This is a genomic window from Streptomyces flavalbus (assembly GCF_042674625.1).
Taxonomy (GTDB): Bacteria; Actinomycetota; Actinomycetes; order Streptomycetales; family Streptomycetaceae; genus Streptomyces; species Streptomyces flavalbus.
The window spans coordinates 156,141-180,551 of sequence record NZ_JBHTEB010000001.1 but is presented as its reverse complement, the minus strand read 5'-3'; the positions used below and the strand labels follow the sequence as shown (position 1 = coordinate 180,551).

13 protein-coding genes are annotated in these 24,411 nt (G+C 75.5%); 3 read left to right on the top strand and 10 right to left on the bottom strand.

The window, feature by feature from the left end:
• Positions 1-4: 4 nt before the first annotated feature.
• From ACFQZ6_RS00820 to ACFQZ6_RS00795, 6 genes are all read right to left on the bottom strand, one after another.
• Positions 5-1,747 carry a hypothetical protein gene (locus ACFQZ6_RS00820; RefSeq protein WP_381604381.1) on the bottom strand — a complete coding sequence of 581 codons (1,743 nt, stop codon included), beginning with the start codon at positions 1,745-1,747 and terminating at the stop codon, positions 5-7.
• Positions 1,744-5,322, bottom strand: coding sequence for a vWA domain-containing protein (locus ACFQZ6_RS00815; RefSeq protein WP_381604380.1), 3,579 nt, complete (start codon positions 5,320-5,322; stop codon positions 1,744-1,746). The genes ACFQZ6_RS00820 and ACFQZ6_RS00815 overlap by 4 nt, the downstream gene beginning before the upstream one ends.
• Positions 5,323-5,326: 4 nt before the next feature.
• A complete protein-coding gene (locus ACFQZ6_RS00810) occupies positions 5,327-6,496 on the bottom strand; it encodes an ATP-binding protein (RefSeq protein WP_381604379.1) in 1,170 nt (389 codons plus the stop codon).
• A 74-nt stretch (positions 6,497-6,570) separates the two neighbouring features.
• Positions 6,571-11,670 (bottom strand): hypothetical protein, encoded by a 5,100-nt coding sequence (locus tag ACFQZ6_RS00805; protein WP_381604378.1) that lies wholly within the window; start codon positions 11,668-11,670, stop codon positions 6,571-6,573.
• Positions 11,667-12,521, bottom strand: a complete 855-nt coding sequence (locus ACFQZ6_RS00800) for a DUF4132 domain-containing protein (RefSeq protein ID WP_381604377.1) — start codon at positions 12,519-12,521, stop codon at positions 11,667-11,669. Before ACFQZ6_RS00800 ends, ACFQZ6_RS00805 begins: the two co-directional genes overlap by 4 nt.
• Positions 12,522-12,672: 151 nt before the next feature.
• The gene (locus ACFQZ6_RS00795) at positions 12,673-13,074 is read right to left on the bottom strand and encodes a DUF2267 domain-containing protein (protein ID WP_381604376.1); all 402 of its coding nucleotides are present in this window, start codon (positions 13,072-13,074) and stop codon (positions 12,673-12,675) included.
• Positions 13,075-13,364: 290 nt separating this feature from the next.
• Between ACFQZ6_RS00795 and ACFQZ6_RS00790 the strand changes: the two genes are divergently transcribed.
• On the top strand, positions 13,365-16,388 hold the full coding sequence (locus ACFQZ6_RS00790) for an NACHT domain-containing protein (protein WP_381604375.1): 3,024 nt from the start codon (positions 13,365-13,367) through the stop codon (positions 16,386-16,388).
• On the opposite strand, the gene ACFQZ6_RS00785 is transcribed toward ACFQZ6_RS00790, so the two are convergent.
• Positions 16,385-18,631 carry an MMPL family transporter gene (locus ACFQZ6_RS00785; RefSeq protein WP_381604374.1) on the bottom strand — a complete coding sequence of 749 codons (2,247 nt, stop codon included), beginning with the start codon at positions 18,629-18,631 and terminating at the stop codon, positions 16,385-16,387. The genes ACFQZ6_RS00790 and ACFQZ6_RS00785 overlap by 4 nt on opposite strands.
• A gap of 195 nt (positions 18,632-18,826) precedes the next feature.
• Between ACFQZ6_RS00785 and ACFQZ6_RS00780 the strand changes: the two genes are divergently transcribed.
• Positions 18,827-19,999, top strand: a complete 1,173-nt coding sequence (locus ACFQZ6_RS00780; protein WP_381604373.1) for a sensor histidine kinase — start codon at positions 18,827-18,829, stop codon at positions 19,997-19,999.
• A complete protein-coding gene (locus ACFQZ6_RS00775; protein WP_381604372.1) occupies positions 19,974-20,636 on the top strand; it encodes a response regulator in 663 nt (220 codons plus the stop codon). The genes ACFQZ6_RS00780 and ACFQZ6_RS00775 overlap by 26 nt, the downstream gene beginning before the upstream one ends.
• Positions 20,637-20,655: 19 nt before the next feature.
• Here the strand turns inward: ACFQZ6_RS00775 and ACFQZ6_RS00770 are convergent, their stop codons facing one another.
• Genes ACFQZ6_RS00770 through ACFQZ6_RS00760 form a run of 3 tightly spaced genes read right to left on the bottom strand, consistent with a single transcriptional unit; the run spans position 20,656 to position 24,371 of the window.
• A complete protein-coding gene (locus ACFQZ6_RS00770; RefSeq protein WP_381604371.1) occupies positions 20,656-22,011 on the bottom strand; it encodes an aldehyde dehydrogenase family protein in 1,356 nt (451 codons plus the stop codon).
• 37 nt (positions 22,012-22,048) lie between these two features.
• Complete coding sequence (locus tag ACFQZ6_RS00765; RefSeq protein WP_381604370.1) at positions 22,049-23,809, bottom strand: asparagine synthetase B family protein; 1,761 nt, start codon at positions 23,807-23,809, stop codon at positions 22,049-22,051.
• Between the two features lie 46 nt (positions 23,810-23,855).
• Positions 23,856-24,371, bottom strand: coding sequence for a hypothetical protein (locus ACFQZ6_RS00760; RefSeq protein ID WP_381604369.1), 516 nt, complete (start codon positions 24,369-24,371; stop codon positions 23,856-23,858).
• Positions 24,372-24,411: the final 40 nt, after the last annotated feature.

The following is a 24,411-nucleotide window of genomic DNA, read 5'->3' as shown; positions in this document are numbered from 1 at the left end:
GACCCTAGGAGATGGCCGAGGTGGTCGTGGCTCCCCATGCGTTCGCGCACAGGGTTCGTTCTACCGCGTCCGTGTAGAGCGCCGCGGCGAGCCAGGCTTCGGCGAAGTCGTGGGTGTTGGTCGGGAGGAGGCGGCCGAAGGCGTCGCGGGAGCGGTGGGTGGCGGTGGTGTGGAGGTGGTCGAGGAGGTCGGCCGCCGTGCTGAGGCCGAGGCGGCGCAGGCGGGTGCTGTCGCCCGTGCCACCGTGGGCGGTGGCCAGGACGCGGCGGCCCCCGGACACCGTCTGGTGGACGCGGCGGCGTAGCAGGTGCAGCGGTGCCTCGTCCGTGGTGGGGACGGGCGGGGGCGGGGGTGCGAGCGGCCCGGTGGGCAGGTCCGCGTGGAGGAGGCGGTCCAGGCCGAGGTCCACCCGGGTGTCCGGGTCGGAGGGGTGCTCGGTGGCCAGGAGCAGGGCGCGGGGGAGTTGACCGGGCGTCAGGCGGGCGATGATCCGCAGGCTGCGGCCTCCCGCTGCGGCGAGCAGGCGCAGGTTGTCGCGGTACGGCAGCGCGGGGTCGTCGTGGGCGGTGGCCAGCCGCAGGGGCAGGCCCGCGCAGTCGGCCAGCAGGCAGTCACCCGTCGTCTCGCGCACCGCGCCCCTGAGGGTCACCTCCAGGAACAGCAGGTCCCGCCCGCCGTCCAGGGCGCGGGCCACCTGCTCGGCGGCGGGTACGGCCCACAGCCGGTCCAGCGGCTCGGCGCGCCACGCGGCGCCGGACGCGCGCACCGCCCGTACCCCGGCGCCCGCGCCGAGACGGCCCGTCGGGGAGACGGTCGCACCGGACACGGCCAGCCCCGCGCGGGACAGCTCACGGTGGGTCAGGGCGGTGTCGCCGACGCGTACGGTCCGGTTGGCGGCGCCGGTCGCGCGGGAGGGGCCGCCGGGGGCGACGTCCGACACCGTGTAGAGGCGGCCGTCGGCGTCGGCGGTCCAGGTGACCGCGCCCGCGTAGCCGGTCGCCGTGAGGACCGGTTCGGAGAACAGCCCGTACAGCCGCAGGGAGCCGTCCGGCCGGTACGGCTGCCGCGCCGTGCCGCGCAGTTCGGCGAGGTCCGCGCCGGTGGCGTGCGGCAGGCGGTGGGCGACGGTCAGCACCTCGGCCAGGGCGCGGGTCAGGTCCGCGAGGCGGTACCCGGGGTCGGCGGAGCGGGCCGCGCGCACCTCGGTGACCACGGAGACCGCCGCGGCGAAGGCCCGGTGCAGGCCCGCGAGGCGGGCGGTGTGCGCGGCCCGCAGCAGCTCCGCCTGCGCCACGGCACCCGCGCCGTCCGTACCCGCGTCCAGGACGGCGGCGGCAGCGTCGTACACGGCGCGGGCGGCGGTGATGGCCTCCGGGTGCGGCTGGGGCGCCGATGTCTCCGGCGCGCCGTCCTGCCGCGCTTCCGGCGCGTCGGACGCGGCCGGAGGCGGCGGTGCGTCCTCGGCCACCGGTGCCGCCGACGCCGCCGCCGCGCGGTGCAGGCAGTCGGGGGCCAGCAGGCAGCCGCACTGGATCGCGTCGGCGCTGGTCACCGTGGTGCCGGACAGGCGCAGGGTGACGTCGGTGTCGTCGTCGACCGCGATGCGTACGGTGTCGCCGTCCCGGGTGACCGGGCGGGCCGCGAGCTTGGCCACACCGGCGTCCAGGCGCTTGCGGAGCCGGGGGGAGAGCGCGCCGACGAGTTCGGCGGTGACGGACGGGACGACCGGAGGCAGGTCCGGGCTCATGCGATCTTCTCCCCTACCCAGCGGGCGAGTTCGAGTGGACTGAGGGCGGCGACGGGCATCCCCGCCGCGACGAGCTGACCGGCGACCCCCGTCGAGTAGCGCGGCCGACCGGTGTCGTCGAGGCTCGCGCACCCCAGGACGTGGCACCCGGCCGAGACCAGCGCGCGGACCTCGCCGAGCAGACCGCCCAGCGGGTAGCCCTCCTCGAAGTCGCTGACGACCACGACCAGGGTGCGTGACGGCACGGTGACGAGTTCGCGCGCGTGCCGCAGCCCCGCGGCGATGTGCGTGCCGCCGCCCACGCTGACCTCCAGGAGCAGCGACAGCGGGTCCGCCACATGCCCGGAGAGGTCGATGACCTCCGTGGAGAACGCCAGGAAGTGGGTGGAGAGCGTCGGCACCCCCGCCAGCACCGAGGCGGTCAGCGCGGCCCAGACCGTGGAGGACTCCATGGAGCCCGACACGTCGGTGACCAGGATCAGCCGCCAGTCGGAGGCCCGGTGCGCCCGGGTACGGAACACCGGCCGCTCGGGGATGACCTGGACCGCGCCGTCCGGGCCGCGCCGCGCGGTCGCCAGGTTGGCGCGCAGCGTGCGCGGCAGGTCCAGACCGCCGCCGGGGCGTCTGCTGGGGCGCGGCAGGGTCGTGCCGTGCAGGGCGGGACGCAGCCGGGTGGCCAGCTCCCGGGTCAGCGCGTCGACGAGCCGCCGTACCAGGGGGCGCAGCGCCGCCAGCCGGGCCTCGGGCAGGCCGCCCGCGTGCCGCAGCACCGTGCGCAGCAGGTCCACCGAGGGCCGGACGCTGTCCGCGTCCAGCTCGGTGAGGACGTCCTTGCGGCCCGACGCCGCGGCTGCCGCCAGCACCTCCTCCCGGATGCCCGGGCCGAAGAGGGCGGCCAGCTCCTCGGACCACTCGCGCACTCCGGGGTACGGCGCCTCCCGTCCGCCTCCGGCTCCGGCGCCGCGGCCCGTGAGGTCGCCCCGGCTGCCCTCGCCCCGTCCGCTGCCGTACAGCTCGTCCAGCGCGGTCGCCAACGGCGCGGCGGACGACGGCAGTCGGTCCGTGCGGCGGCCGAGGAGGAGGCGCCAGCGGTCGGCGGGGGCGAGGAGGCGCTTCTCCGTCGGCCGTGGCGTGGCGGGCGGCGCGGGTTCCGGAGCGCTGTCGTCCGCTGGGGTGCCGAGCGGCGGAGCGTTGTCGTGTGCCGGGGTGCCGAGCGGCGGAGCGTTGTCGTCCGTCGGTGCGCCGAGCCGCGCGGGCAGCAGCCCCAGGGACCGCAGCGTCGCGCGGGCCGTCAGGTCCGCGTTGGTCCAGGTGGCGAGCGCGGCCGGATCGACGCCGTGGGTGTCGGCGACGCGGGTGGCGTCGAGGCGTTCCTCGACGGCGGCGAGGAGGCGGTCGCGGGCCGCGGGGCTCAGGGTGTCGAAGCCGCCGCGCAGCGCGGGGAGCCGGTCGAGGAACTCCCGGTCGGGGAGTTCGGAGATGCGGGTGAGCAGCGGCTCCAGCGCGGGCGCCGCCGCCTCCAGCAGCGGACCGGCGGCGGTCAGCAGCCCGGCGAGGCGGGCGGTGAGCGCGGCGCGGGCGTCCGCGGTGGTGGCGCCGTCGACCCAGGAGGCCACCCGGCCGCCGAAGTCCCGGGCGTCCTCCTGGCCGAGCAGCACCCGTACGGCCCCGGCGGCACCGCGCATCAGCGGGGACCCGTCGGCGGCCAGCCGGGCCAGGGCGTCGGCGAGTCGGATGCCGCCCAACAGGTCGGCGCGGTGAGCGAGTTCGAGCAGGGCGTGCGCGTCGGCGGGGTCCTCGGAGCCGGTCAGCCCGTCCACCTGCCGTACCGCGGCCGCCGTGAGCAGTTCCGCCACGGCGCCCGCCCGGGTCGTACGGTCCGGGTCCGCGCCGAGCCCCGGGACGTGACCGGCCCGCAGCCGGTCCAGGAGGGCCAGACCGGCGAGGAGTTCCGGCAGGGTACCGGCGTGCGGCAGCACCTCCGCGACGTCGTCGAGCCGCTCGTCCGCGAGCGCCGTCAGACCGCACACCGCCGCCTGTTCCAGCCCCGTCAGCGCCTGCGCCGCGGTCGGCCCGCCCTCCTCGCCCTCCAGGCGCCGCCGCTCGCGCAGCACCCCCTCGGCGGCCTGCGCGGCGGTGACCCCCCGGACACCGGCCGCGGTCAGCATGGCCGCCGTGGCGGGCGTCCAGCGCACCTCCCAGCGGGAGGTGAGGGCCTCGGCGCCGCCCGCGCCGACGACCTCCCTGGCCTCCCCGTACGGCACCCCGCACACGGTGAGCCGCCTCAGCAAAAGTTCCCGGCGCCGGTCGAGGCCGGAGCGCAGCGGGTCGAGGCGCAGTTCCCGGGACGGGCCGCTCGCCTCCGGGCCGGGCAGGCCGAGCCGCGCCACCTCGTCCTCGACGGCGGGGCCGAGCCCGCTGCGCGGTGCCCCGGGGGCGGGACGCCCGGTGCGCGTGCCGACGAGGACGCGCTCCATCGCCCGTGCCACGGCCCGCCCCCTCCCGTACGGCTCACCCTGCGCGAGCACCGTCTGCACGGCTTCGACCAGTTCACCGCGGCCCGCCGCGGGCAGCCCGCGCAGGCGGGCGAGGTCTGCGGCGAGTCGGCTGATCTCCCGCGCGTCGGCGGGCCCCGACGGGTGGCCCAGTTCCCGCAGTTCGCCGCAGACCCGCACCGCCGCCCGGGTGAGCGCCTCTTCCAGCGCCGCCGGATCGCCCGCCGCGCGCAGCACCATGTCCTGCCACTCCGGGTCCCGGATGCCCGCCGGGTAACCGGACCGCTCGTCGAGCAGCGCGTACGTGTACGGGATGAGCGAGGTCGTCCAGACGGACGTCGAGGCCGCGTCGGCCACCGCGCTCGTGTCGTCGGCGGCGTCCGGCCGTACCAGCGCCGGGGCGTGGAACGCGCCGACCACCATGGCGGCCCGCTCCCCGCCCGCGGTGGCCTCGGCGAGCCGGGCCCGCATCCACCGCTCGCGCCGCAGGTCCAGCTCGGGCACGCCGCCCGAGGCGACCGCGTCCTCCCGCAGCGCCCACCCGGTGAGCAGCGCCGCCCGGCGCAGCGCCTCGGGCGGGGAGCCGGGCGCGGTGGCCTCCACGAGCCTGTCCCACAGGTCGTCCCCGGTACGGCCCGTCAGCCGGGCCCGCAGCGCGGTGGCGAGACCGGGCCCGCCGTCCGGCACGCCCGCGGCCCGCCGTCCCTCGCGCCACGCGCCGTCGGCGAGCGGCAGGTCGCAGGCGACCGTCGGCACCCCGTGGCGGGCGGCCCAGCGCACCGCGGCCAGCTCCGGCGAGAAGTCGGCGAACGGGTAGAACGCCGGTCCGTCACCGCCGCCGTCACCCGGGGCGGCGGCCAGCGCCACCGGGGCCCGGGTCTCCTCGTGGCCCAGCCAGGGCAGCCATTCCTGCGTCTCGGCGGGCAGTTCGACGAGCAGCACGTCGGGCTCCGCCGCGTCCAGCAGCGCGGGCACGGCGGCGGCCAGGGACGGCGCGTGGTGCCGTACGCCGATGAGGCAGGGCGCGGTCGGGCCGGTGAGGGCGGCGAGCGCTTCGGCGGGGGCGGGGGAGTGGGACACGGCGTCAGCCCTCCAGGACCGTACGCAGGTCCCACAGGGTGCGCCAGGTGGCGGAACCCTGCTCGGCGCGGCGCCGTACGGGGCCGTCCCAGTAGCCGCGCAGCCGGGCGGCGTCCGAGGGGTCGTCCTTGCGGACCACGCCGAGCAGATGGCCCGGCAGCAGCCCGAGGACGTCCCGGTCGCCCGGGAAGTACGCCGCCGCGAGGGCGAGCGCCCCGGCGACGGACACGGCCTCCGCGGTGCTCATCACCGTCGAGGGACGCTCCACCTCCCAGCCCTCCGCGGAGCGGCCCTCCCGCAGGTCCCGGAACGCCGTGACCAGCGCCTCCAGCACGGCGTCGTCGACCTGGAACGGCGCCCCGGCCCGCGCCACCGACGCCCGCGCCTGACTGCGCACCAGCGCCGTCTCCGCGTCGAGGTCCCCGATCGGGCCGACCGTCTCGAAGTTGAAGCGGCGCTTGAGGGCCGCGGACATCTCGGAGACGCCCTTGTCGCGGAGGTTGGCGGTGGCGATCAGGTTGAAGCCGGGCGCCGCGTGCGCCAGCGCGTCCTCCGTGCCCGCCAGTTCCGGTACGGCGATCCGCCGCTCGGACAGCAGCGACACCAGCGAGTCCTGCACCTCGGGCAGACAGCGCGTGACCTCCTCGACGCGGGCGACGGCGCCCCGCGACATCGCCGTCAGCACGGGCGACGGCACCAGCGCCTGCCGGGTGGGCCCCTGCGCCAGCAGCAGCGCGTAGTTCCAGCCGTACTTGAGCTGGTCCTCCGTGGTCCCGGCGGTGCCCTGCACGACCAGGCCGCTGGTGCCGCACACGGCGGCGGACAGCAGCTCCGACAGCATCGACTTGGCCGTGCCGGGCTCACCGACGAGGAGCAGACCGCGCTCCCCGGCGAGGGTCACCACGCACCGCTCGACCAGCGCCCGGTCGCCGACGAACTTGCCCTCGACCACCAGACGGCGCGGCACGCCGTCGGGCACCTCGGCGCCGTCGGGCAGCTTCAGGGCGTCGCCCTGGCTGCCCATGACGAACGTGACGACCGCGCGCGGGGTGAGCCGCCACGCGGGCGGTCGCGGCGCGTCGTCGTACGCGGCCAGGAAGGCCAGTTCGGTCGCGTACCGCTCCTCCGGCGGGACGATCTGGCGGGCCGGGGCGGAGGCGGGGGCAGTGGTCATCGGCGAGGGTTCTTCCCGGTGCGGGTGGGGGGCGGTGGTCATCGGCGGCGGCTCTTGCGGGTGGTGGGTGACAGTCATCGGCGGCGGCCTTTGCGGGTGGCGCGGGTGGTGAGTTCCTCGTAGGCCGGGGCGTCACCGGCGCGCACGCGGTCCCACGCGCGCCTGAACAGCTCGGGCACCGGCGTCAGCGGTGCCGCGCGGGCGTGGTCGCGGACCGGGTAGAGGCCCTGCTTCCACAGCTCCACCGGCAGCGCGGGCGCCGTGAGGTCGAGCCAGCCGCACGGCAGGAACAGGGTGCGCCCGGCGCGCGACCGCTTCGCCTCGACGACGAGGCTGGTGGCCGCCAGTTCGGCGCGCGCCGTCCTCATGCGGGCGGGCTTCCAGCCCGTCCAGCGGACGCAGTTGCGGTCGGTCGGGTCGGGCAGCGCCAGCAGTTGCAGGTAGAGCGCCGCCGCGTCCGCGCTGACGCCGTGGGCGCTGGCGGCCTCGGCGACCAGGTCGGGCACGCTGACGGTCGGGTCCTGGGCGTACCCGGTGAACCCCTCGGGGTCGGTCCCCGCCGCCAGGGCGCGGGCGAGGCCGTCGTCGAGGATGGTGCGCAGCGCCCGCAGGTCGTGGCCACGCCACGCCCCGACCAGCCCCTCGATCAGACCGAACACGGGGTCATCCGCCCCGTGCAGGGCGCCCGGGCGGAGCAGGACGGTCTCCTGGTCGCCGTACCAGGGCCGCAAAACCAGCGCCTCGCCCACGGCGGTGTGACCGTGCGCGTCGGCGCCGCCCGTCGCGGGCAGTCCGTGCGCCTTGCGCAGTTCGGCGGCGGTCGACTCGCCCTTCTCCGTCCAGCCGAGGTCCAGGTCGAGCAGCAGCCCCGGGTCCGCGACACGGCGGCGCAGCGCGGCCAGCCCCTCCGGCAGCGCGGCGCGCAGCGGGTGCCCGTACGGCAGGGAGTAGGCGAGCCCGGCCAACGCGGTCACGGCACGCGTCAGTTCGCCGCGCCCGGGGATCGCGCGGGGGTCCTCCGCGACCAGGTCGCCGTCCTTGTCGGGCCGCTGGACGGTGGTGCGGCTGAGCCACGGGGTACGGCGCGGGTTGAGCACCTCCTCGGCGGACGTCGTGGACAGCCCCGTCAGGGACAGCTCCCCGGCGAGGTCCTCGGGCAGCCGGACGACGTCCCCGAGGCGCTCCGCCCACACCCGGCCCGCCGCGTCCGTGTCCGGCCCGACCGTCCAGAGGTCAGCGGGCCGCGCGGGCAGCAACGCGCCGATGAGCGCCCGCTGGTCGGCGGCGGCCAGCGACGACAGCAGGGTGTCACCGAGCTGCTTCTGACGCGGCTTCAGACCGGTCGCGGCGACCACCTCGTCGGTGAGCTGCGACGGCTTCCCGGCGAGCAGCAGGGCGGCCTGCACCGGCCCCAGCCGGTTCCCGGTCACGGCGCCGAGGGCGGCGGTCGCCTCCGGCTGCCAGGGCGCGGCACCCTTGTCCCGGACCAGCCGGGTCACCGCCGCCAGCTCGGCGGCCGGGAAGACCGCCGGGTGCGCGGTCTCCCGCTCCAGGGTGAAGTGCGCGACCGCCCCGAACGCCCCGGTCGGGTCGTGGTCCAGCGCCAGCCAGTTCACCCGGCCCGCGTGCAGGTCGACGTTGTGGCAGCCGAGGATGACGACGGTGCGGCCCTCGCGGCGCAGCACCTGACCGACGCGCTCGCGGTCGCCGTCCGGCTCGCTCAGGACGACCTCGCGCACCGCCGCCCCGGGCGCGGCCAGCGGCCCCTCCACGATCGCCTCGAACAGCAGCAGCAGCGCCTCGCGGTGCGTCGCGGTGACGGTGGGTGAGGCGGCGCGGTAGGCGAGCGGGCGCAGCGCGTCCAGCACGGACAGCCACCCCTCGCCGCCGCCGGGAACGGTGCGCTCATCGCTGCGCCACCCGTCGGCGGACCCGGTGGGACCGGCGCTGTCGCGCAGCTCCTTGCCCTCGGCGGGCTTCCCGGACAGGACGTGGTTCACGGCGCGGATCTGCCGCAGCACGCTCCACTGCCGCTGGCCGCCCCACCAGCCGTTCAGCTCGGCGAGCCCGGCGATCGCCTCACGCAGCGTCTGGTTGTCGCCGTCCTCGGGGCGGTAGTCGGCGAACATGCCCTCGGCCTTGCGCCGCGCCTCGGACGGGTCCGCCGGGGGCGCCACGAACGCGGCGATCGACACCGCGAGCCGCAGCACCGCGTGCACCAGGGAGGCGACACCGGTGAGCAGAGAGGGCTCGGTGAGATCGGGCAGCTCGCGGGAGACGGCCTCCCGCACGAACACGTCGGCGGCCGGAACGGCGGGCTCGTCGGCGCCGGACGTCGCCGTGTTCCGGGAGCGGGACCTGAGGCCACCCGCGGAAGCGCGGTGCGCCTCGCCCCCCGCGGCGGTGATCCGCTCCTGCCGCTCCTCCAGCGCCCGCGCCCCGGCCCGCAGCAGCCCGGCCGCCCGCTCGTCGCCCAGCGCCCGCAGGAGCGCCGACGCCGCCTCGTCGCGGGGCCGCAGCGCGTGCCAGAAGTCCACCGGCACGACGAGCCGGGTACCGGCGGCGAACTCACCGCCCGCCTCCAGCGGCGTCACCCTGCCCAGCTCCCCACCGGCACCATCGCCCTCCAGACAGAGGGCGATGTGACGGTGCCCCGCCACCGCGAAGGGCTCGGCGCCACCGGGCAGCCGCAGCGCGCCCAACGGCACGCCCGGCGTCCGGTCCTGTGCCGCCGTCGGCAGGGTGACGGTACGGCCGTCCGGTGTCCCGGCGGTCGTCCGCGCCCCGGCGCCCGCGCCCTCGGTGCGCACCCAGCGGCCGAGGACCGTGCCGTCGGTGCCGAACGGGCTGTCCTCCAGGCCGGGCTGGAGGGGCAGCACCGCGCAGTGCTGCTGGAGCAGGGTCGCGCCCTCCCGGACGCCGGACCGCAGGAACGCGGGCAGCGAGGCCCGCCCGTGCGTGCCGGTCGCCGGGTCGTACTCCAGCCACACCTGCTGCCGCCCCTGGCGGCCCTGGCGCCAGTACGAGGTGCCGTCCCCCAGGACGCGGCGGCGCGGCGGCACGACCGTGTCACCGGCGTGCAGGGCGCGCCCACCGCTGGCGCGGCCACCGTCCGGCAGCGGGATCGAGGTCGCCTCCCCGGCGCCACCGCCGCCGTACCAGTACGGGAGCTGCTCACCGCCGAGCGGGAACACCTCGGACGGGCGGGCCGACCAGTAGCCGTACTGCTTGCGGTCCTGCCGCCACATCACCAGCAGCTCGCCGTCCGTGTACCGGAACGCCGGACGCTGCCACTGGTCCAGCTCCACCGGGAGCCGCAGCTCGTGCTCGAGCAGGATCTCCCGCGGTCCGACGACGATCGCCTTGTGCCGACGCGAGAGGATCAGCGCGGGCCAGGCCTCGTGGACGGTGAGCGCGTCGTCCTGGTCGGGCCGGGTCTCCGCGTCGAGCCGCCGCAGCGCCTCGTCGAGGGCGGGCCAGCCCAGTTCGTCGAGGATCCCGGCGCGCAGGGTCCGGCCCAGCAGCGGCGCCACCTCGGCCGCGGCGACCCGCTCGACGGCCCGCGGGCTGACCCGGGCGGCGACCGCGCGGAACGGGCTCATCCGGTTCAGCGCGGCGCGGGCGGCGGGCAGGCCGACGGCGGCGGTCAGCTCCCCGGCCGCGTCGTCCAGCCACTCCCGCAGCACGTCGGCGAGGACGGGGTGCCCGGCCAGCGACTCCATCGCCTCGGCGGCGCGGTAGTGACCGCCGAGGTTCCCGACGGAGTCGTACAGCAGGCGCCGAAGGCGCGGGTCCGCGGCGACGGCCGTCAGGTCGCGCCGCCCGGGACGGGTGTCCGCCAGCCACTGGACGAGGGGGAGGAACGGCTGCTCGTCGGCCCCGGGCAGGGCCAGCGGGACGTCCAGCGCCGCGCACAGGTCCAGCAGGTCGAGGTCGGCGCTCGTCTGCCAGCGGCCAGTGAAGAGGTCCACCGGGCGGCCGAGGGCGCGCAGCCGGGGAGCCATCCGCTCCACGAGGGCGAGCGTGGCCGGTGAGCGGTCGCTGGTCGAGGAGCCGTGCTTGCGGTGCAGCGCCCAACGGCTGAGCCAGTCCGCCGGATCGGCGCCGTCCGCGGTGTCCTCGCCGGTCAGCAGCCGGTCGGCGCCGGTCTCCGCGAGCAGCGCCAGCCAGAACTCGTCGTCCTGCGCCGAACGGCCGAGCCCGGCGGGCATGATCTCCAGGAGCCTGACCCGTACGGCGGGGTCCCGCTCCGCCAGGACGACGAGCGTCGCCCGGTAGGTGTTCCAGAACGACGCCGGGGCCCGCACCGCGGCGGGCGAGGCGAGCAGCTCCGCGACCAGGGAGCACTCCTCGGTGACCCGGTCAAGGCCCGCCGCCTTGATCAGGGCGCGGGCGTCCTGGGGCATCGCCGCGTACGGCGCCATGCCCGCCGCGCAGCGCTCCACGGTGAGCTGCCGGTACTGCTGCCACGCCCGCGCCGGGGCGAGCCGGGCCGCGAGGGCCTTCGTGTGCTCCTTGAGCGCCTTGACCGTCAGCGCACCGGCGAAGGCGAACTCCAGGAACACGGCCCGCTGCCGCTCCTCGTCGACGGCCAGCGCGTGCACCCGCTCCGCGTCGCGGGCCTTGCCGAAGAAGGCCGCCGCGTACGTGGTGTTCTCCTGCTGGAGATAGATGCGGGCCGCCTGCTCGTAGAAGGTGGGCAGGAAGTGCGGCACGGCACGGCCGAGGCGTTCACCGAGCGCCTCGAAGCCCTCCTTGGCGGCGCCGGGCCGGGACTTGGCCTGCCGGGCGAGCCGCTCGACGTCCTGGACCAGCGCCAGCGCGTGGTGCCCGTTGGCCGGGTCGTTGACCAGCGCCCACGCCGGGAAGCCGAGGGTCTCCCGGCGCACCTGCCCGACCTCGCGGACCTCGGGTTCGCGGGCCAGCCCGAGGAAGTCCAGCGCGAGGTCCTCGGCCTCACCGAGCGTCCCCGGCACCAGCCGCACGATCCGCCGCCCGTCCAGCGCGGGGTGCGTGTACGTGCGGACGGTGAGGGCGTCGGCGTCCTCCCGCGCGGTGCTGCCCGGCGGCAGCACGGCACCGGCGTCGAGCAGGGCGCCGCAGGTGGCGTCGTCGTAGGCAAGGCCGTCGTGCACGGTGTTGTCGTAGTTGTCGTAGTTGTCGTACGTCGTCACGCCGCACGCTCCTCGTCCTCGATGTCGCGTCCGGCGTACAGCGCGGCGGCCATGCGCATACCCTCCGACCAGGCCACCGGGCCGACCTGGCCCAGCTTGAGCGCCCGGCCCTGCGGGTCGGTGAAGACCAGGGGACCGGTCTCCGTCTCCTCGTAGCCGTCGTAGTCGCCCACCCACACGCGGGCCTCGACGCCCCGGCCGTCCTCGACCACGGCGCACACGGCGTGCCCGCCGCGCACCCGGTAGCCGAGCTGCGTCGCCCGGCCGTGCAGGAACCGCAACTGCTTGAAGACGCCGCCCGCGTAGGTCTCCACGGAGGCGGCCTCGGCGTCGAGCGCGGCGGGCCGCCGCCACACCTCGCGGAAGAGCTGCTGGGCGCGCTGCTCGACGCCCAGCTCGACGGCGAACTCCCGCAGTTCCTCCAGGTCGTCCAGGAGGACGGGGTGCGGCAGCCGGACGAGGTCGACGCTGAGGCGGACGGTGTCACCGTCGACGTCGACCAGGCCAAGGCCGCGCTCGGGGTCGGCGTCCCGCAGGAACCCGGCCACCGTGCCGTCCGCCCCCGTGACGACCAGGTCGCGCAGGACGCCCTGCCAGGCCGGGTCCGGCCACACGCTGGCCAGCACGCGGAACGGCACCGGCAGCGACCGCACCATCCACCGCTCCACGTCGGCCAGGCACTGCCGTTCGTGCCGCTCCAGCCACTCGACGAGCTGACGCAGCCCCACCACCGCGGGATCGTCCGCGATCTTGGGCGGTACGGACTTCAACCGCCGCCCGGCCGCGTTGCGGCACACCACCTTGCCGTCGTCGAGGGCGACTTCATAGCCGCCAGCCGACACCCACCCCATGCCTGCCTCCAGCACCCACAGTGATCAAGTGACGGGAACTGTAGAGCAGGGCACTGACAACGGCCCCACAGGGCACTGACCAGGGGCCCCAAAGGCCGCGGCACCCCTGGGGGTTGGGTTCCGCCTCACCCGCCAGGGGGCGGCGTGGACGTCACTCCGGGCCCTCGGCGGCACGCCTGACCGGCAGCAGTTCGCGGATGTCCGCGGGCAGCGCACCGGCCACGTGGTCCATCAGTTCCGGGGCGAGCGCCGCGTCGAGGACCTCGAAGACGGCGCTCGCCTCACGCAGGGCGGTGTCCTCGTCCGTCCCGGCGCGGGCGGCGATCCGCCCGGCGAGCGTGGTGAGGCCGAACTGCTCGGCGTGCGGTTCGGTCGCCTGCCGGACGGAGACGGCGAGTCCCGATGGGAGCTGGGCGGCCATGTGGTCGGCGAGCCCGGACGGCAGCCGCTCGGCCAGCGTGGCCAGCACGGCCTCCGTCGCCCGCTCGGCCGGTCCCCGGCCCGGGAGCTGCGCGAGCGCCTGTACCTTGCCGATCATCTCGTCGTGCTGCATGAGGTGGCCGTCCTTCCTCATGGGTGGGGTCGGGCGGAGACCGCCGACGTGGGTGCGGGGGGCGAGTACCCGGTGGCGGCCACCGCACAGCATCCCCAGCGTGCCTGGTGTGCGCCGGTGGCCGCCCTCTCGCGGAGCGTCCCGGAGCCGTGACGGTCCGCGACGCGAGGGCCGCGCCCACGGCAGCGCCCGCCCCGCCGGTTCCCCCGTTCAGGGCCGCCGCGATTCCCTATCATCTGAGCAACTGCACGAGCGGGGGACGCTCCCCACGGCCTCGACGCGGAGGTTCAATGGATCCGGCCAGCGTCGGTACGACCGCGCGCATAGCCTCCTCGGTCGCGCGGCCGATCATCGCCAGGCTCTTCGTCAGGGACGGGCCGGGCGCCGGACTCGTCGACCAGCCGGTGCGGGTGTCACGGCTGGTGAGCTGGGGCGAGAAACGCACCCTCAGCCAGCTCGACATGTGGAAGATCGCCCGCGAACTGGTCAGGGTCGCCGTCGAGGCCAACCCCCACGAGCCACCGATCGCCTCCGACGAACGCGAGGCCCTGGCCGACGCCCTCGCCGCGACGCTCGGCGCCCTGGGCGACCTGGAGATGGACGATGTCCAGGCGGTCCGGCTCGGCCACGAGAAACTGGCCCGCCGACTCAAGGGGGAGCGCCCGGACGCCACCCGTGACCTCTCCGCCGACGCCACCGCGCTCTACGACAGCCTCGTCGACCTGAGCTGTCTGCACATCCTGCACTTCTTCACCCAGCGCTCGACCTTCGTCGCCCACGCGCTGGTGGCGCAGACCCGGATGCTCGACGAGGCCATGCGCGCGCTGGACGCCCTGGTGGACCGCATCCCCCGGCCCGGCAGCCCCGACGAGGAGTTCGAGACCCGCTACCTCGCCCACGTCGAACGCAAGTACGGCAAGCTCAACATCTTCGGCGTCGACCTCAGCGACCCCAACCGGGCCCGCTGGCCCCTCGACACCGCCTACCTCAACCTGGAACTCGCCTCGCAGCGCGCCGGTGGCTCACCGTCCGCGAACCGGCAGCGCGTGGAGGAGGCCCTCGCCGACTGCTCCCGGGCGATGCTGCGGGGACTGGCGGGGTCGGGCAAGACCACCCTGCTCCAGTGGATGGCCGTGTCCGCCGCCCAGGGCACCTTCCCCGACGGACTCGCCGCGCTGCGGGGCCGCGTGCCGTTCATGCTCCCGCTGCGCGCGCTGGTCCAGCAGCCGGGACTGCCCCGCCCCGAGCAGTTCCTCGGCGCCGCCAACAACATCCTGCACGGCCTCCAGCCCGAACACTGGGCCGACCGGGTCCTCGCGAGCGGCCGGGGCATGGTCCTCATCGACGGCGTGGACGAGGTCTCCGAGAGCGAACGCCCGAGCGTACGCCGCTGGTTACACGACCTCGTCGACCTCTACCCGGACACGTTCTTCCTCGTCACCTCCCGGCCCTCGGCCGTGGACACGCAGTGGCTCGCCGAACTCGACTTCGCCGAGTTCAACCTCCTCCCGATGACCCGCCACGACGTCGACCGCTTCGTCGACCGCTGGCACGAGGCCGTCCTGACCACGCTCGACGAACCCGAGGAGCGGCAGGCGGTGGTGCGCTGCCGCGACGCCCTGAGCACCACCCTGCGGCACAAGTACGACCTCTACCGGCTGGCCACCAACCCGCTGATGTGCGCGCTGATCTGCGCCCTGCACCGCGACCGGCTCACCCACCTCCCCGAACGCCGCATGGAGCTGTACGCCGCCGCGCTGACCATGCTGCTCGTGCGCCGCGACAAGGAGCGCGAGATCGCCACCCCGCAGGGGCTGGCGCCCACGGAGGAGGCCCAGGTCCAGTTGCTCCAGCGGATCGCGTACTGGCTGATCCGCAACGGCCGCTCGGAGGCGGCCCAGGCCACCGCGGTCCGCATCATCCGCGAGAAGCTGCCCGCCATGCCGCACCTGGCGCCACCCGAACGCGCCCAGGACGTCTTCGACTTCCTGCTGCTGCGCAGCGGTCTCCTGCGGGAGCCGTCGATGGGCATGGTGGACTTCATCCACCGCACGTTCCAGGACTACCTCGGGGCCAAGGCGGCCGTCGAGGCCGAGGACCTGGACCTGCTCGCCGAGTCCGGCCGCGACGACCAGTGGGACGACGTGATCCGGCTCGCGGTCGGCCACGCCCGGGACCGGGAACGCGCCTACCTGCTGCGGAAGCTGATAGAGCTGGGCGACCTCACCACCGACCCGCGGCTGCGCCGCCGCTACCACCTGCTGGCCGCCGCCGCGCTGGAGCACGCCACCACCCTCGACCCGTCCGTCCGCGCCGCGGTGAACCTGCGGGCCTCGGCCCTCATCCCCCCGGCGACCCCCGCGGACGCCGAGGAACTCGCCACCGCCGGGGACATCGTCCTGGACTTCCTGCCCGGCCCCGAGCGGCTGACCCCGGAGCAGGCCCGCGCGACGGTGATGACCATCGCCCGGATCGGCGGCGAGGCCGCGCTGGACCGGCTCTCGCACTTCAAACGGGTCGCCGCCCGCGACGTACGCCAGGAAGTCGCCCTGTCCTGGCTGTACTTCGACGCGCGGGCGTTCACCGAGGAGATCCTCGACGGGCTGCCGCTGGACGACCTCACCCTGCACCTGACCGATCCCGAACAGGTCAGGTGCCTGGACGCGCTGGACTGGATCCCGCACCTGCTGCTGCGGGGGCAGTTGCTCACGCCCGAACTCGTCAGGGCCCTCGCCCCGGACAAGGCGCGCGCGCTGACCGTCGCGCCGTCGAGCGCCGTTTCCATCACCCTGCCCTCACTGGCCCCGCTGAGCGGTCTGAGCCGACTCACGATCGAGTCGTGCGACGTCATCACCGACCTGACCGTGCTCGGCGACACCTCGGCCGTGGAACTGGCCCTGCACCGGCTGCCGGACGCCGTGGACCTCGCCTTCCTGGCGGCGGCCTCCGACCTGCGGTCCCTGACCCTGTCCTTCGAGCACGGCGTCCCCCTGCCCACGGCGCCACTCCCGCAGGTCACCTCGCTCACGGTGGACGGCGTCCTGACGGGACCGCTGGTACCGGACCTCGCCGCCGCCTTCCCCGCGCTGACCTCCCTCACCCTGCGGCTGACGTGCCAGAGCTACCAGGCGGCCGTCGACCTGTCACCGCTGCGGAACGTGCCCCGCGCGCAGATCGACGTCACCCTCGTGGACAGCGGCAAGGTGCACGGCCTGGAGACCCTGCCCGCCGGGCGCGTCACCGTCCGGCACGAGGGCCGCGGCAGGCAGGACGGCCGGATCTGGGGCGGCCGTCTGCGGCGGTTCCGCGCCTAGGACGCGCGGTCAGCCAGCCGTGGACGCGGGGACTCACCCGTGACTTCCGCGTCGGTGCCGACCGGGCCACGGGGAAGCAGCCGGTCCAGCCACTTCGGCAGCCACCAGTTGGCACGGCCGAGGAGTGTCATGGTCGCCGGGACCAGCACCATCCGTACGACCGTGGCGTCGATGAGGATCGCGGTGGCCAGGCCGAGCCCGAACATCTTGGTGGAGGGGTCGTCGGTGACGACGAAGGACAGGAAGACCGCCACCATGATGAGGGCGGCCGAGGTGATGATCCGGGCGGTGCCCGAGACGCCCTCGACGATCGCCGTGCCGTTGTCGCCGCCGCGCAGGTACTCCTCGCGTACGCGGGAGAGGAGGAATACCTCGTAGTCCATCGACAGGCCGAACAGGATGGCGAAGAGGAACATCGGGATGAACGACACGATCGGAACCGTCGCTTCCAGCCCGATGAGCGCGCCTCCCCAGCCCCACTGGAAGACCGCCACCATGACGCCGTAGGCCGCGCCGATGCTTAGCAGGTTCAGCAGGACCGCCTTGAGCGGTACGAGTACCGAGCGGAAGACCAGCATCAGCAGCAGGAAAGACATCGCGAGCACGGCGGCGACGAACACCGGCAGGCGCTGGCTGGTGCGTTGGCCCACGTCGGACAGGCTCGCGGCGGCCCCGCCGACGTGGGCCCTGGCCGGGCCGGGCCCGATCGCGGTGGGCAGCACGTCGGTGCGCAGCCGGGCGATGGTGTCGGCCGTGGCCTTGTCCTGAGGGCTGGTGGTCGGGAACACCACGAGGGTCGCGATGCCGGTGGCCCGGTCGATGTGCGTCGGCGCGACGGACGCGATGCCGGGGTCCGCCGCGACCGCCCCGGCGAGTCGGTCCAGCACTCCCGGATCACCGGTGGGGTCCGCGGCGATGACGAGGGGCCCGTTGGTGCCCGGGCCGAACCCCTCGGCGACGAGGTCGTACGCGCGGCGCTCGGTCCGGCTCGGAGGCAGCGAGCCGTCGTCGGGCAGGCCGACGCGCAGGCCGAGCACGGGCAGTGTCGCCGTCAGCAGCAGCCCCGCCGCGCCGACCGCGTACGGCACCGGGTGACGACTGACGTGCCCGATCCAGCGCCGCCACCCCGCCGCGCCCCGTCGTCGACCGAGCCGCCCGGCCCGAAGAGCCTGGCCGAGCCGACCGATCCGGCCGGTCCGGCCCAGACGCGGGCCAGCCGCGCCGAGGAAGGCGGGCAGCAGCGTGACCGACGCGAGCACCGTGGTCAGGACGACGATCGAGACGGCGAGCCCGCCGACCGTCATGAACGGCACGTTCGCGACCGCCATGCCGAGGATCGACACGACGACGGTGCCGCCCGCGAAGACCACCGGCCGCCCCGCCGTGGCCACCGCCCGTCCGGCCGCCTCGCGCGGATCGAGCCCGCGAGCGAGGTACTCCCGGTGCCGGGCGAGCACGAACAGCGCGTAGTCGATGCCCACTCCGAGCCCGACCATGCTGCCCAGGACCGGCGCGAAGGTGGGGACGTCCGTGACCCCCGCCAGTACCGTCATCGTGGCGACCCCGACGGTCAGCCCGAAGACCGCCATGCCGATCGGCAGGGCGGCGGCGACCAGCGAACCGAACGCCAGCAGCAGGATCGCCGCCGCTGCGACGAGGCCGATCAACTCGCTCACGCCGCCGTCGGGGTCGGAGAAGGCGTAGAAGAGGCTCCCGCCCATCTCGACGCGCAGGGGAAGTTCGGCGCGCAGCCGGTCGCCGAGACCGACGAGGGCGTCGAGGTCCTCGGCCGACAGCAGGCTCTGGTCGGGGTACTGCACCCGGACGACCGCGATCCGCCCGTCGGCCGAGACGAGGCCGCCGCGCACGGCGGTGTCCCCCTCCGCGTCGAGCGCCCCCGCCGGGTCGCTGGTGCCGAGCACGTGCGGCAGCCGCCCCACCTCGGTCCGCACCCGCGTGAGAGCGGTGCGCGCGCTGCCCTGGTCGAAGAACGTCGCGGCGTCGTCGAGGGGGGTGACGACCACCTGCGCGGTCATCCCCTCCTGGCCGGTGCCAGCCCGCTCGATCAGTTCCGCGGCCCGCTGGGAGTCCAGTCCCGGAGCGGTCATCGAGTCCGCGGTCCGCCCACCGAAGGCGACGGCGGCCAGGACGGCGAGCGTGGCGGCGACCAGCCATGCCGCGATCACCCGCCAGGGATGGCGGGCGGCGCTTGCGCCCAGGCGCCACAGGGCTTTCGAGAGCATCGGGTCCTCCAACCACCTCGCCGGCCGACCGTCCTCGTACGGCCGCCGCTGCGTAAGGCTCGTCTGCGTAAGGCTCGTCGCCACGGCGCCCTGCGGCATCGGCTCGCGGGCCGCGGGTCCGTCGGCCCCAAGTCGGATGGACGCCCCGTCCTTTCGGCCGATGCGCGGCCCGCCGCGGTCCCTAGGCTGGGAAGCGTGCTGCGAGACGACCTGCGGACCCTGTGGACCGAACCCCGGCCGCCCGACGCGCCCGCCCGGGTGTGGCGGGACTGGGCGCTGGTCGCCGCGAGCCTGGGCGGTGTGGTGCTGGAGGCCGCCCTGCGCGAGGACGTCGTATGGCGGCCGGTGGCGGCGGTGTTCACCGTGGGGCTGTGCCTGCTGACCCTGTGGCGCCGCACGCGCCCGCTGGCGATGGTCACGCTGGCGTTCGGGTCGACGATGCTGCTCCAGGTGGCCTGGCTCGTCGCCGCACCGCGCGAACCCGTCGGCCTGGACACCGGCGTTATCGTGCTCGTCCTGGTGTACGCGCTGCTCCGGTGGGGATCGGGACGCGAGGTCGTGCTGGGCGGCGCGGTGATCCTCACGGTCGGCGCGCTGTGTGTCGTCACGTACGAGAGTCCGGTCGTCGAGAAGGTCGTGGGCTACGTCTTCCTGCTGCTGCCCGGCGTGGTCGGGGCCGCCGTGCGGTTCTGGGGGGCAGCTCGCGAGCGGCAGTGGGAGCAGGTTCGCTCCCGCGAGCGTGAGCAGCTCGCCCGGGAACTGCACGACACGGTGGCCCACCACGTGTCGGCCATGGTGATCCGCGCCCAGGCGGGCCGGGTGCTCGCTGGCGCCGACGCGTCCGCCGCCGTAGAGGCGTTGGAGGGGGTCGAGGAGGAAGGGGCGCGCACGCTGGAGGAGATGCGCGCCATGGTCGCCGCGCTGCGCGACCGCGGGGTCGGCGCCGAGCTGGCGCCGCCTGCCGGTGTCGCGGATCTGGAGCGCCTGGCGCGCACGCCGGGTGACCGCCTCAAGGTCGACCTGGGGCTCGACGGCGAGCTGGACTCGCTGCCCCCCGCCTTGGACGCGGCCGTCTACCGCATCGTGCAGGAGTCGGTGACCAACGCGATGCGCCACGCGGTCGGCGCGACCGAGGTCGTCGTCCGGGTCACCGCGCAACGGCACACGGTACGGGTGAGCGTGCGCGACAACGGCCAACGCACCGGCCGGGGTCGCGACGGATACGGACTCGCCGGACTGCGCGAGCGCGCGGCCCTGCTCGGCGGCGCGCTACGAGCCGGTCCGGGCGCCGACCAGGGCTGGCATGTCGAGGCCGAGCTGCCGAGAGCGGGGAGCGGGAGCCGTGGCCATTCGCGTCCTCGTCGCTGACGACCAGGCGATCATCCGCACCGGGCTGCGGATCATGCTGAACGCCCAGCCCGGCATCGAGGTGGTCGGCGAGGCCGCCGACGGGCGGGAAGCGGTGCGCCTGGCCCGCGAACTGCGCCCCGACGTCTGCCTGTTCGACATCCGTATGCCCGTGCTCGACGGGCTCGAGGCCACCCGGCTGCTCGCCGGGCCGGGCGTCGCCGACCCGCTGGTCGTGGTCGTCATCACCACGTTCGACCTCGACGAGTACGTCTACGGCTCACTGCGTGCGGGTGCCCGCGGATTCCTCCTCAAGGACACGGGACCGGACCTCCTGGCGCAGGCCGTACGGTCGGCGTCCGACGGTGAGGCGCTCATCGCGCCCAGCGTCACCGTCCGTCTGCTCCAGGCGTTCGCGGACCTGCCCGCCGGTCGGCCCGCGGCCCAGCCGGTCTCCCCCGTCACCGCCCGCGAGGAGCAGGTGCTCCTCGCCGTCGCCCGCGGGCTGACCAACACCGAGATCGCCGACGCGCTGCACATCAGCCTCAGCACGGTGAAGACACACCTGGCCAGCCTGATGGCCAAACTCGGCGCCCGCAACCGGGTCGAGATCGCGATGTGGGCCTACGAGACGCGCCGTGTCCTCCCCGGAACCTGAGCGGCCCGGTCCGCGCGTCTCAGACGAGCCCCCGGACCAGGCGCGCGGTGACCGTCTTGGGGCGCTGGTACTCGTGCAGGGCCAGCGTGCTCAGGTCGGTGCCGTGGCCGGAGGCGCCGCGGCCGCCGTGCGGGAGTTCGGCCGTCTGCACGAGGTGGCAGTTGAGCCAGGCTTCCCCCGCGTCCAGCCGCCCGGCGAGGTCCAGGCCGGTGGTCAGGTCACGGGTCCACACGCTCGCCGCCAGCGCCTGCGGAACGCCGTTGGCCAGGGCCACGGCGGTGTCCAGGTCCGCCGCCCGCTGGACGGTGAGCAGCGGGCCGAAGACCTCCTCCACGACCGCGGGATCGTCGTCCGGCAGGTCGGCCAGGATCCGCGCGGGACGCCAGTAGCCGTCCTCCTCACCGGTTCCCAGGGCGAGGTCCGCCACGAGGTGCCGCCCCGCCGCCGACCGCGCGACGATGTCGTCGTAACGGGCCAGTTGGTCGGGGTTGTTGAGGGGCCCGAAGTCCCGTCCCGCCAGGCACTCCCGGGCCGCGGCGGCCAGGTGCGCCACCGTCGTCTCGTAGTTGTCGGTCAGGGTGATGACCCGGGCGGGGGCGGCGCAGCTCTGACCGGCGTTGTAGACGCAGGCGCGGACGAGCTGGGTGAAGGTGTCGTCGGGCGCGTCGGGCAGCACCAGCGCGGGGGAGTTGCCGCCGAGTTCCAGGCTGACCCGGCGCCCCGCGGCCCGTGCCGCCACGTCCGCCCCGGCCGCCGCGCTGCCGGTGAACGCGACCATGTCGACGTCGGCCCCGACCAGCAGCCGACCGGTCTCCCGGTCGCCGGGCAGGGCGGTGAGGACGTCGGAGCCGAGCGCCTCGGCGGCGTGCTCGGCGAGGAGTTGCAGGGTGTCGGGGGTGGTCTCGGCGGGCTTGGCCACCACCGTGTTCCCGGCGGCCAGCGCGGGCGCGCACCGCCACGCGGCCATCATCAGCGGGTAGTTCCACGGCACCACGACCCCGACGACACCCAACGGCTCCCACCGCACCCAGCTCTCGTGGCCGTCGACGAGCCGTCCGGCGGCCGGTGCCGACCGGGCGCGCACGGCACCGGCGTAGAACCGGAAGAGGTCCGCGACCTGCTCCACCTCGCCCGCCGTCTCACCGTCGGGCTTGCCGGTCCCGGCCGTCTCCCGCGCCCGGTAGGCGGCGGCGTGCTCCGTCACCAGCGCGGCCAGCCGCTCCAGCCGCCGCGCCCGCTCCCCGGGGGTGAGCCCGCCCCAGCCGGGCGCCGCCGCGCGGGCCGCGCCGACGGCGGCGCGCACCTCGCCCTCCCGGGCGACGGGCGCGGCGCCACGCACGGCGCCGGTACGGGGGTTGACGAGGGTGGTCTTCACGGTGCGGGTGCCTCCAGGTCGCCGTGCGGGGTCGGGTTCACAGGTCGTACGCCCTGAGCCACAGCTCCAGGGTGAGCAGCAGCCACAGCTTGCCGCCCTGCCGGGGCAGCAGTGTGCCCTCGCCGCGCATCCAGGTCCGTACGGTGTCGGGCCGGAACAGCCCGCGCTGCCGGGCGGCCCGGCCGAGCAGCAGGTCACCGGCCAGCTCGCGCAGCGGCCCGCCGAGCCACTGCTGCACCGGCACGCGCATCCCGCTCTTGGGCCGGTCCACCACGGTCGCGGGCAGCAGGTCCCGTACGGCCTCCTTCAGCACCCACTTCTCCACCGTGCCCCGCAGTTTCAGCGTCGGCGGCACCGCGAAGGCGTGGTCGACGACCCCCCGGTCGAACAGCGGGGCCCGGCCCTCCAGGCCCTGCGAGGCGGTCAGCCGCTCCACCTTGGTGAGGATGTGGTGGGCGCCCTTGGTGCGCAGGTTGCAGTGGAGGAGCTGGTTGAGGAGGTGCGGCATCCGGTCCGGGCCCGTCAGGTACGGCGCCACGAAGCGCTGCGGCGCCGGGGCGGACGCCAGCGCGTCGAGCGCGTCCGGCGTCAGTAGTCGCGGCAGGTCGGTCCAGCACTTGCGGTACGACCGCAGGTAGGCGCTGGCCCGGTCCTCGTACCAGGGCGCCCCGGCCGCGCCAGCCGACCCGGCGTGCATCTCCTGCACCAGCATGGGGAGGTTCTTCGGCCCGCCGAACACCGGGTCCCCGCCCTCGCCGTTCAGGACCGTCGTCAGCCCGTCCCCGGCGACCGCCTCCGCCAGCAGCAGGTTGGGCACCGTCAGCGGGTCGCCCACGGGGCTGTCGAGCAGGGCAGCCGTGTCGGCGAGCCGCGCCGCGACGGCCGTACCGGAGACCGTGAGCACCCGGTGCCGGGTGTGGCAGTGGGCGGCGACGAGCCCGGAGTAGCCCAGCTCGTTGGGGAGTTCGTCGCCGAAGCTGATGGAGTAGGTGTGCACGGGGTGGCCGTGCAGCTTCGCGGCGAGCGCGGTGACGAGCGAGCTGTCGATCCCGCCCGACAGCAGCACCGCGACCGCGTCGGCCTCCGGCAGCCGCCGCGCGGTGGCCTCCTCCAGCAGCGCGCGCAGCCCGAGGACGTACCCGTCGGGCTCCGCGTCGGACGCCCCGTCGAGGCGTTCGGACGGCTCCCAGTACACCGTCTCCGTCACACTGCCGTCCGCCGCCAGCCGCAGCACCCGGCCGGGCAGCACCTCACGCACGCCCTCCAGCAGCGTCTCGTCGCCCGGCAGATAGGCGAACGTGAGGAAGGAGCGTACGGCCGACAGGTTCACGCGCGTGCCGAGGGCGGGCCAGCGGCGCAGGGCGCGCAGCGACGTGGCGGCGGCCCAGGCACCGTCCGCGCGGGCGTGGAACAGGGTGCGGGCGCCGACGTGGTCGCGGATCAGCACCAGGTAGGCGCCGTCCAGGACGGCCAGCGCGAACATGCCCTCCGCCAGCGCGACGCCGTCCGTACCGAGCCGCGCCCAGCAGCGCAGCAGCAGCTCCCCGTCCCGGCAGCCGGGCGGGGCGGGCGCACCGGCGGCGGTGAGCGCGGCGCGCAGTGCGGCGCGGTTGTGCAGCGTGACCTCGCCGACGGCCCGCATCCCGGCCACCTCGAACGGGCCCTCGGCGGCGCCGGGTTCCTCCGGTACGAGGCCAAGGCCCGGTGCGACGACCCGGGCGCCCATCTGGGCCAGGTGCGCGTCGGGGGCACCCGGGTCGCCGGGTTCCGCGGCGGCGCAGACGCAGAAGCGCGCCATCACAGCGTCCTTTCCTGTAGCGGGGGGAGGGGCGACTCCGGGAGGCTCAGCCGAAGTCGTCGTCGCTCCAGCCGCCCCCGTCGTCGTTCCCCCAGTCCCCGCCGTCCCAGTCGGCGTCGGCGGAGCCGGAGTCGCCGCCCCCGGAGGACGACGTCGCCTGCGCCTGCTGCCGCAGCTCCTCTTCCTCCTCGGGGGTGAGGGAGAGCGGCGGAAGCTGGGAGGCGGTGACCGCGAGTCCCGTCACGCCGAGGCCCACGAGGATCGCGCCCATCCGGCCGCCGAACGAGGTCCGGTTGACCATCATCGTGTCGCCGTTGCCCCACAGCGTCCGTCCGTAGCCGATGTCCCGCCCGTAGGTCACGGTGCCGTCGGCGAGGACGCGTTTGATGGTGCGGGCGCCCAGCAGTTCGTCGGTGCCGGAGCCGTCCGCGTCGTCGTGCCAGCGCACCACGCCGTCCGGGTCGCGGCGGCGCCACTCCTGCCGACCGTCCTCGTAGGCGCGGTGGACGCTGCCGTCGGCGAGCAGCTCGTCCGTGTAGCCGATTTCTCGGGGGCGGATCATCCTCTTCGGTCCTTGGGTCGGCACAACTCGGATACGGGGA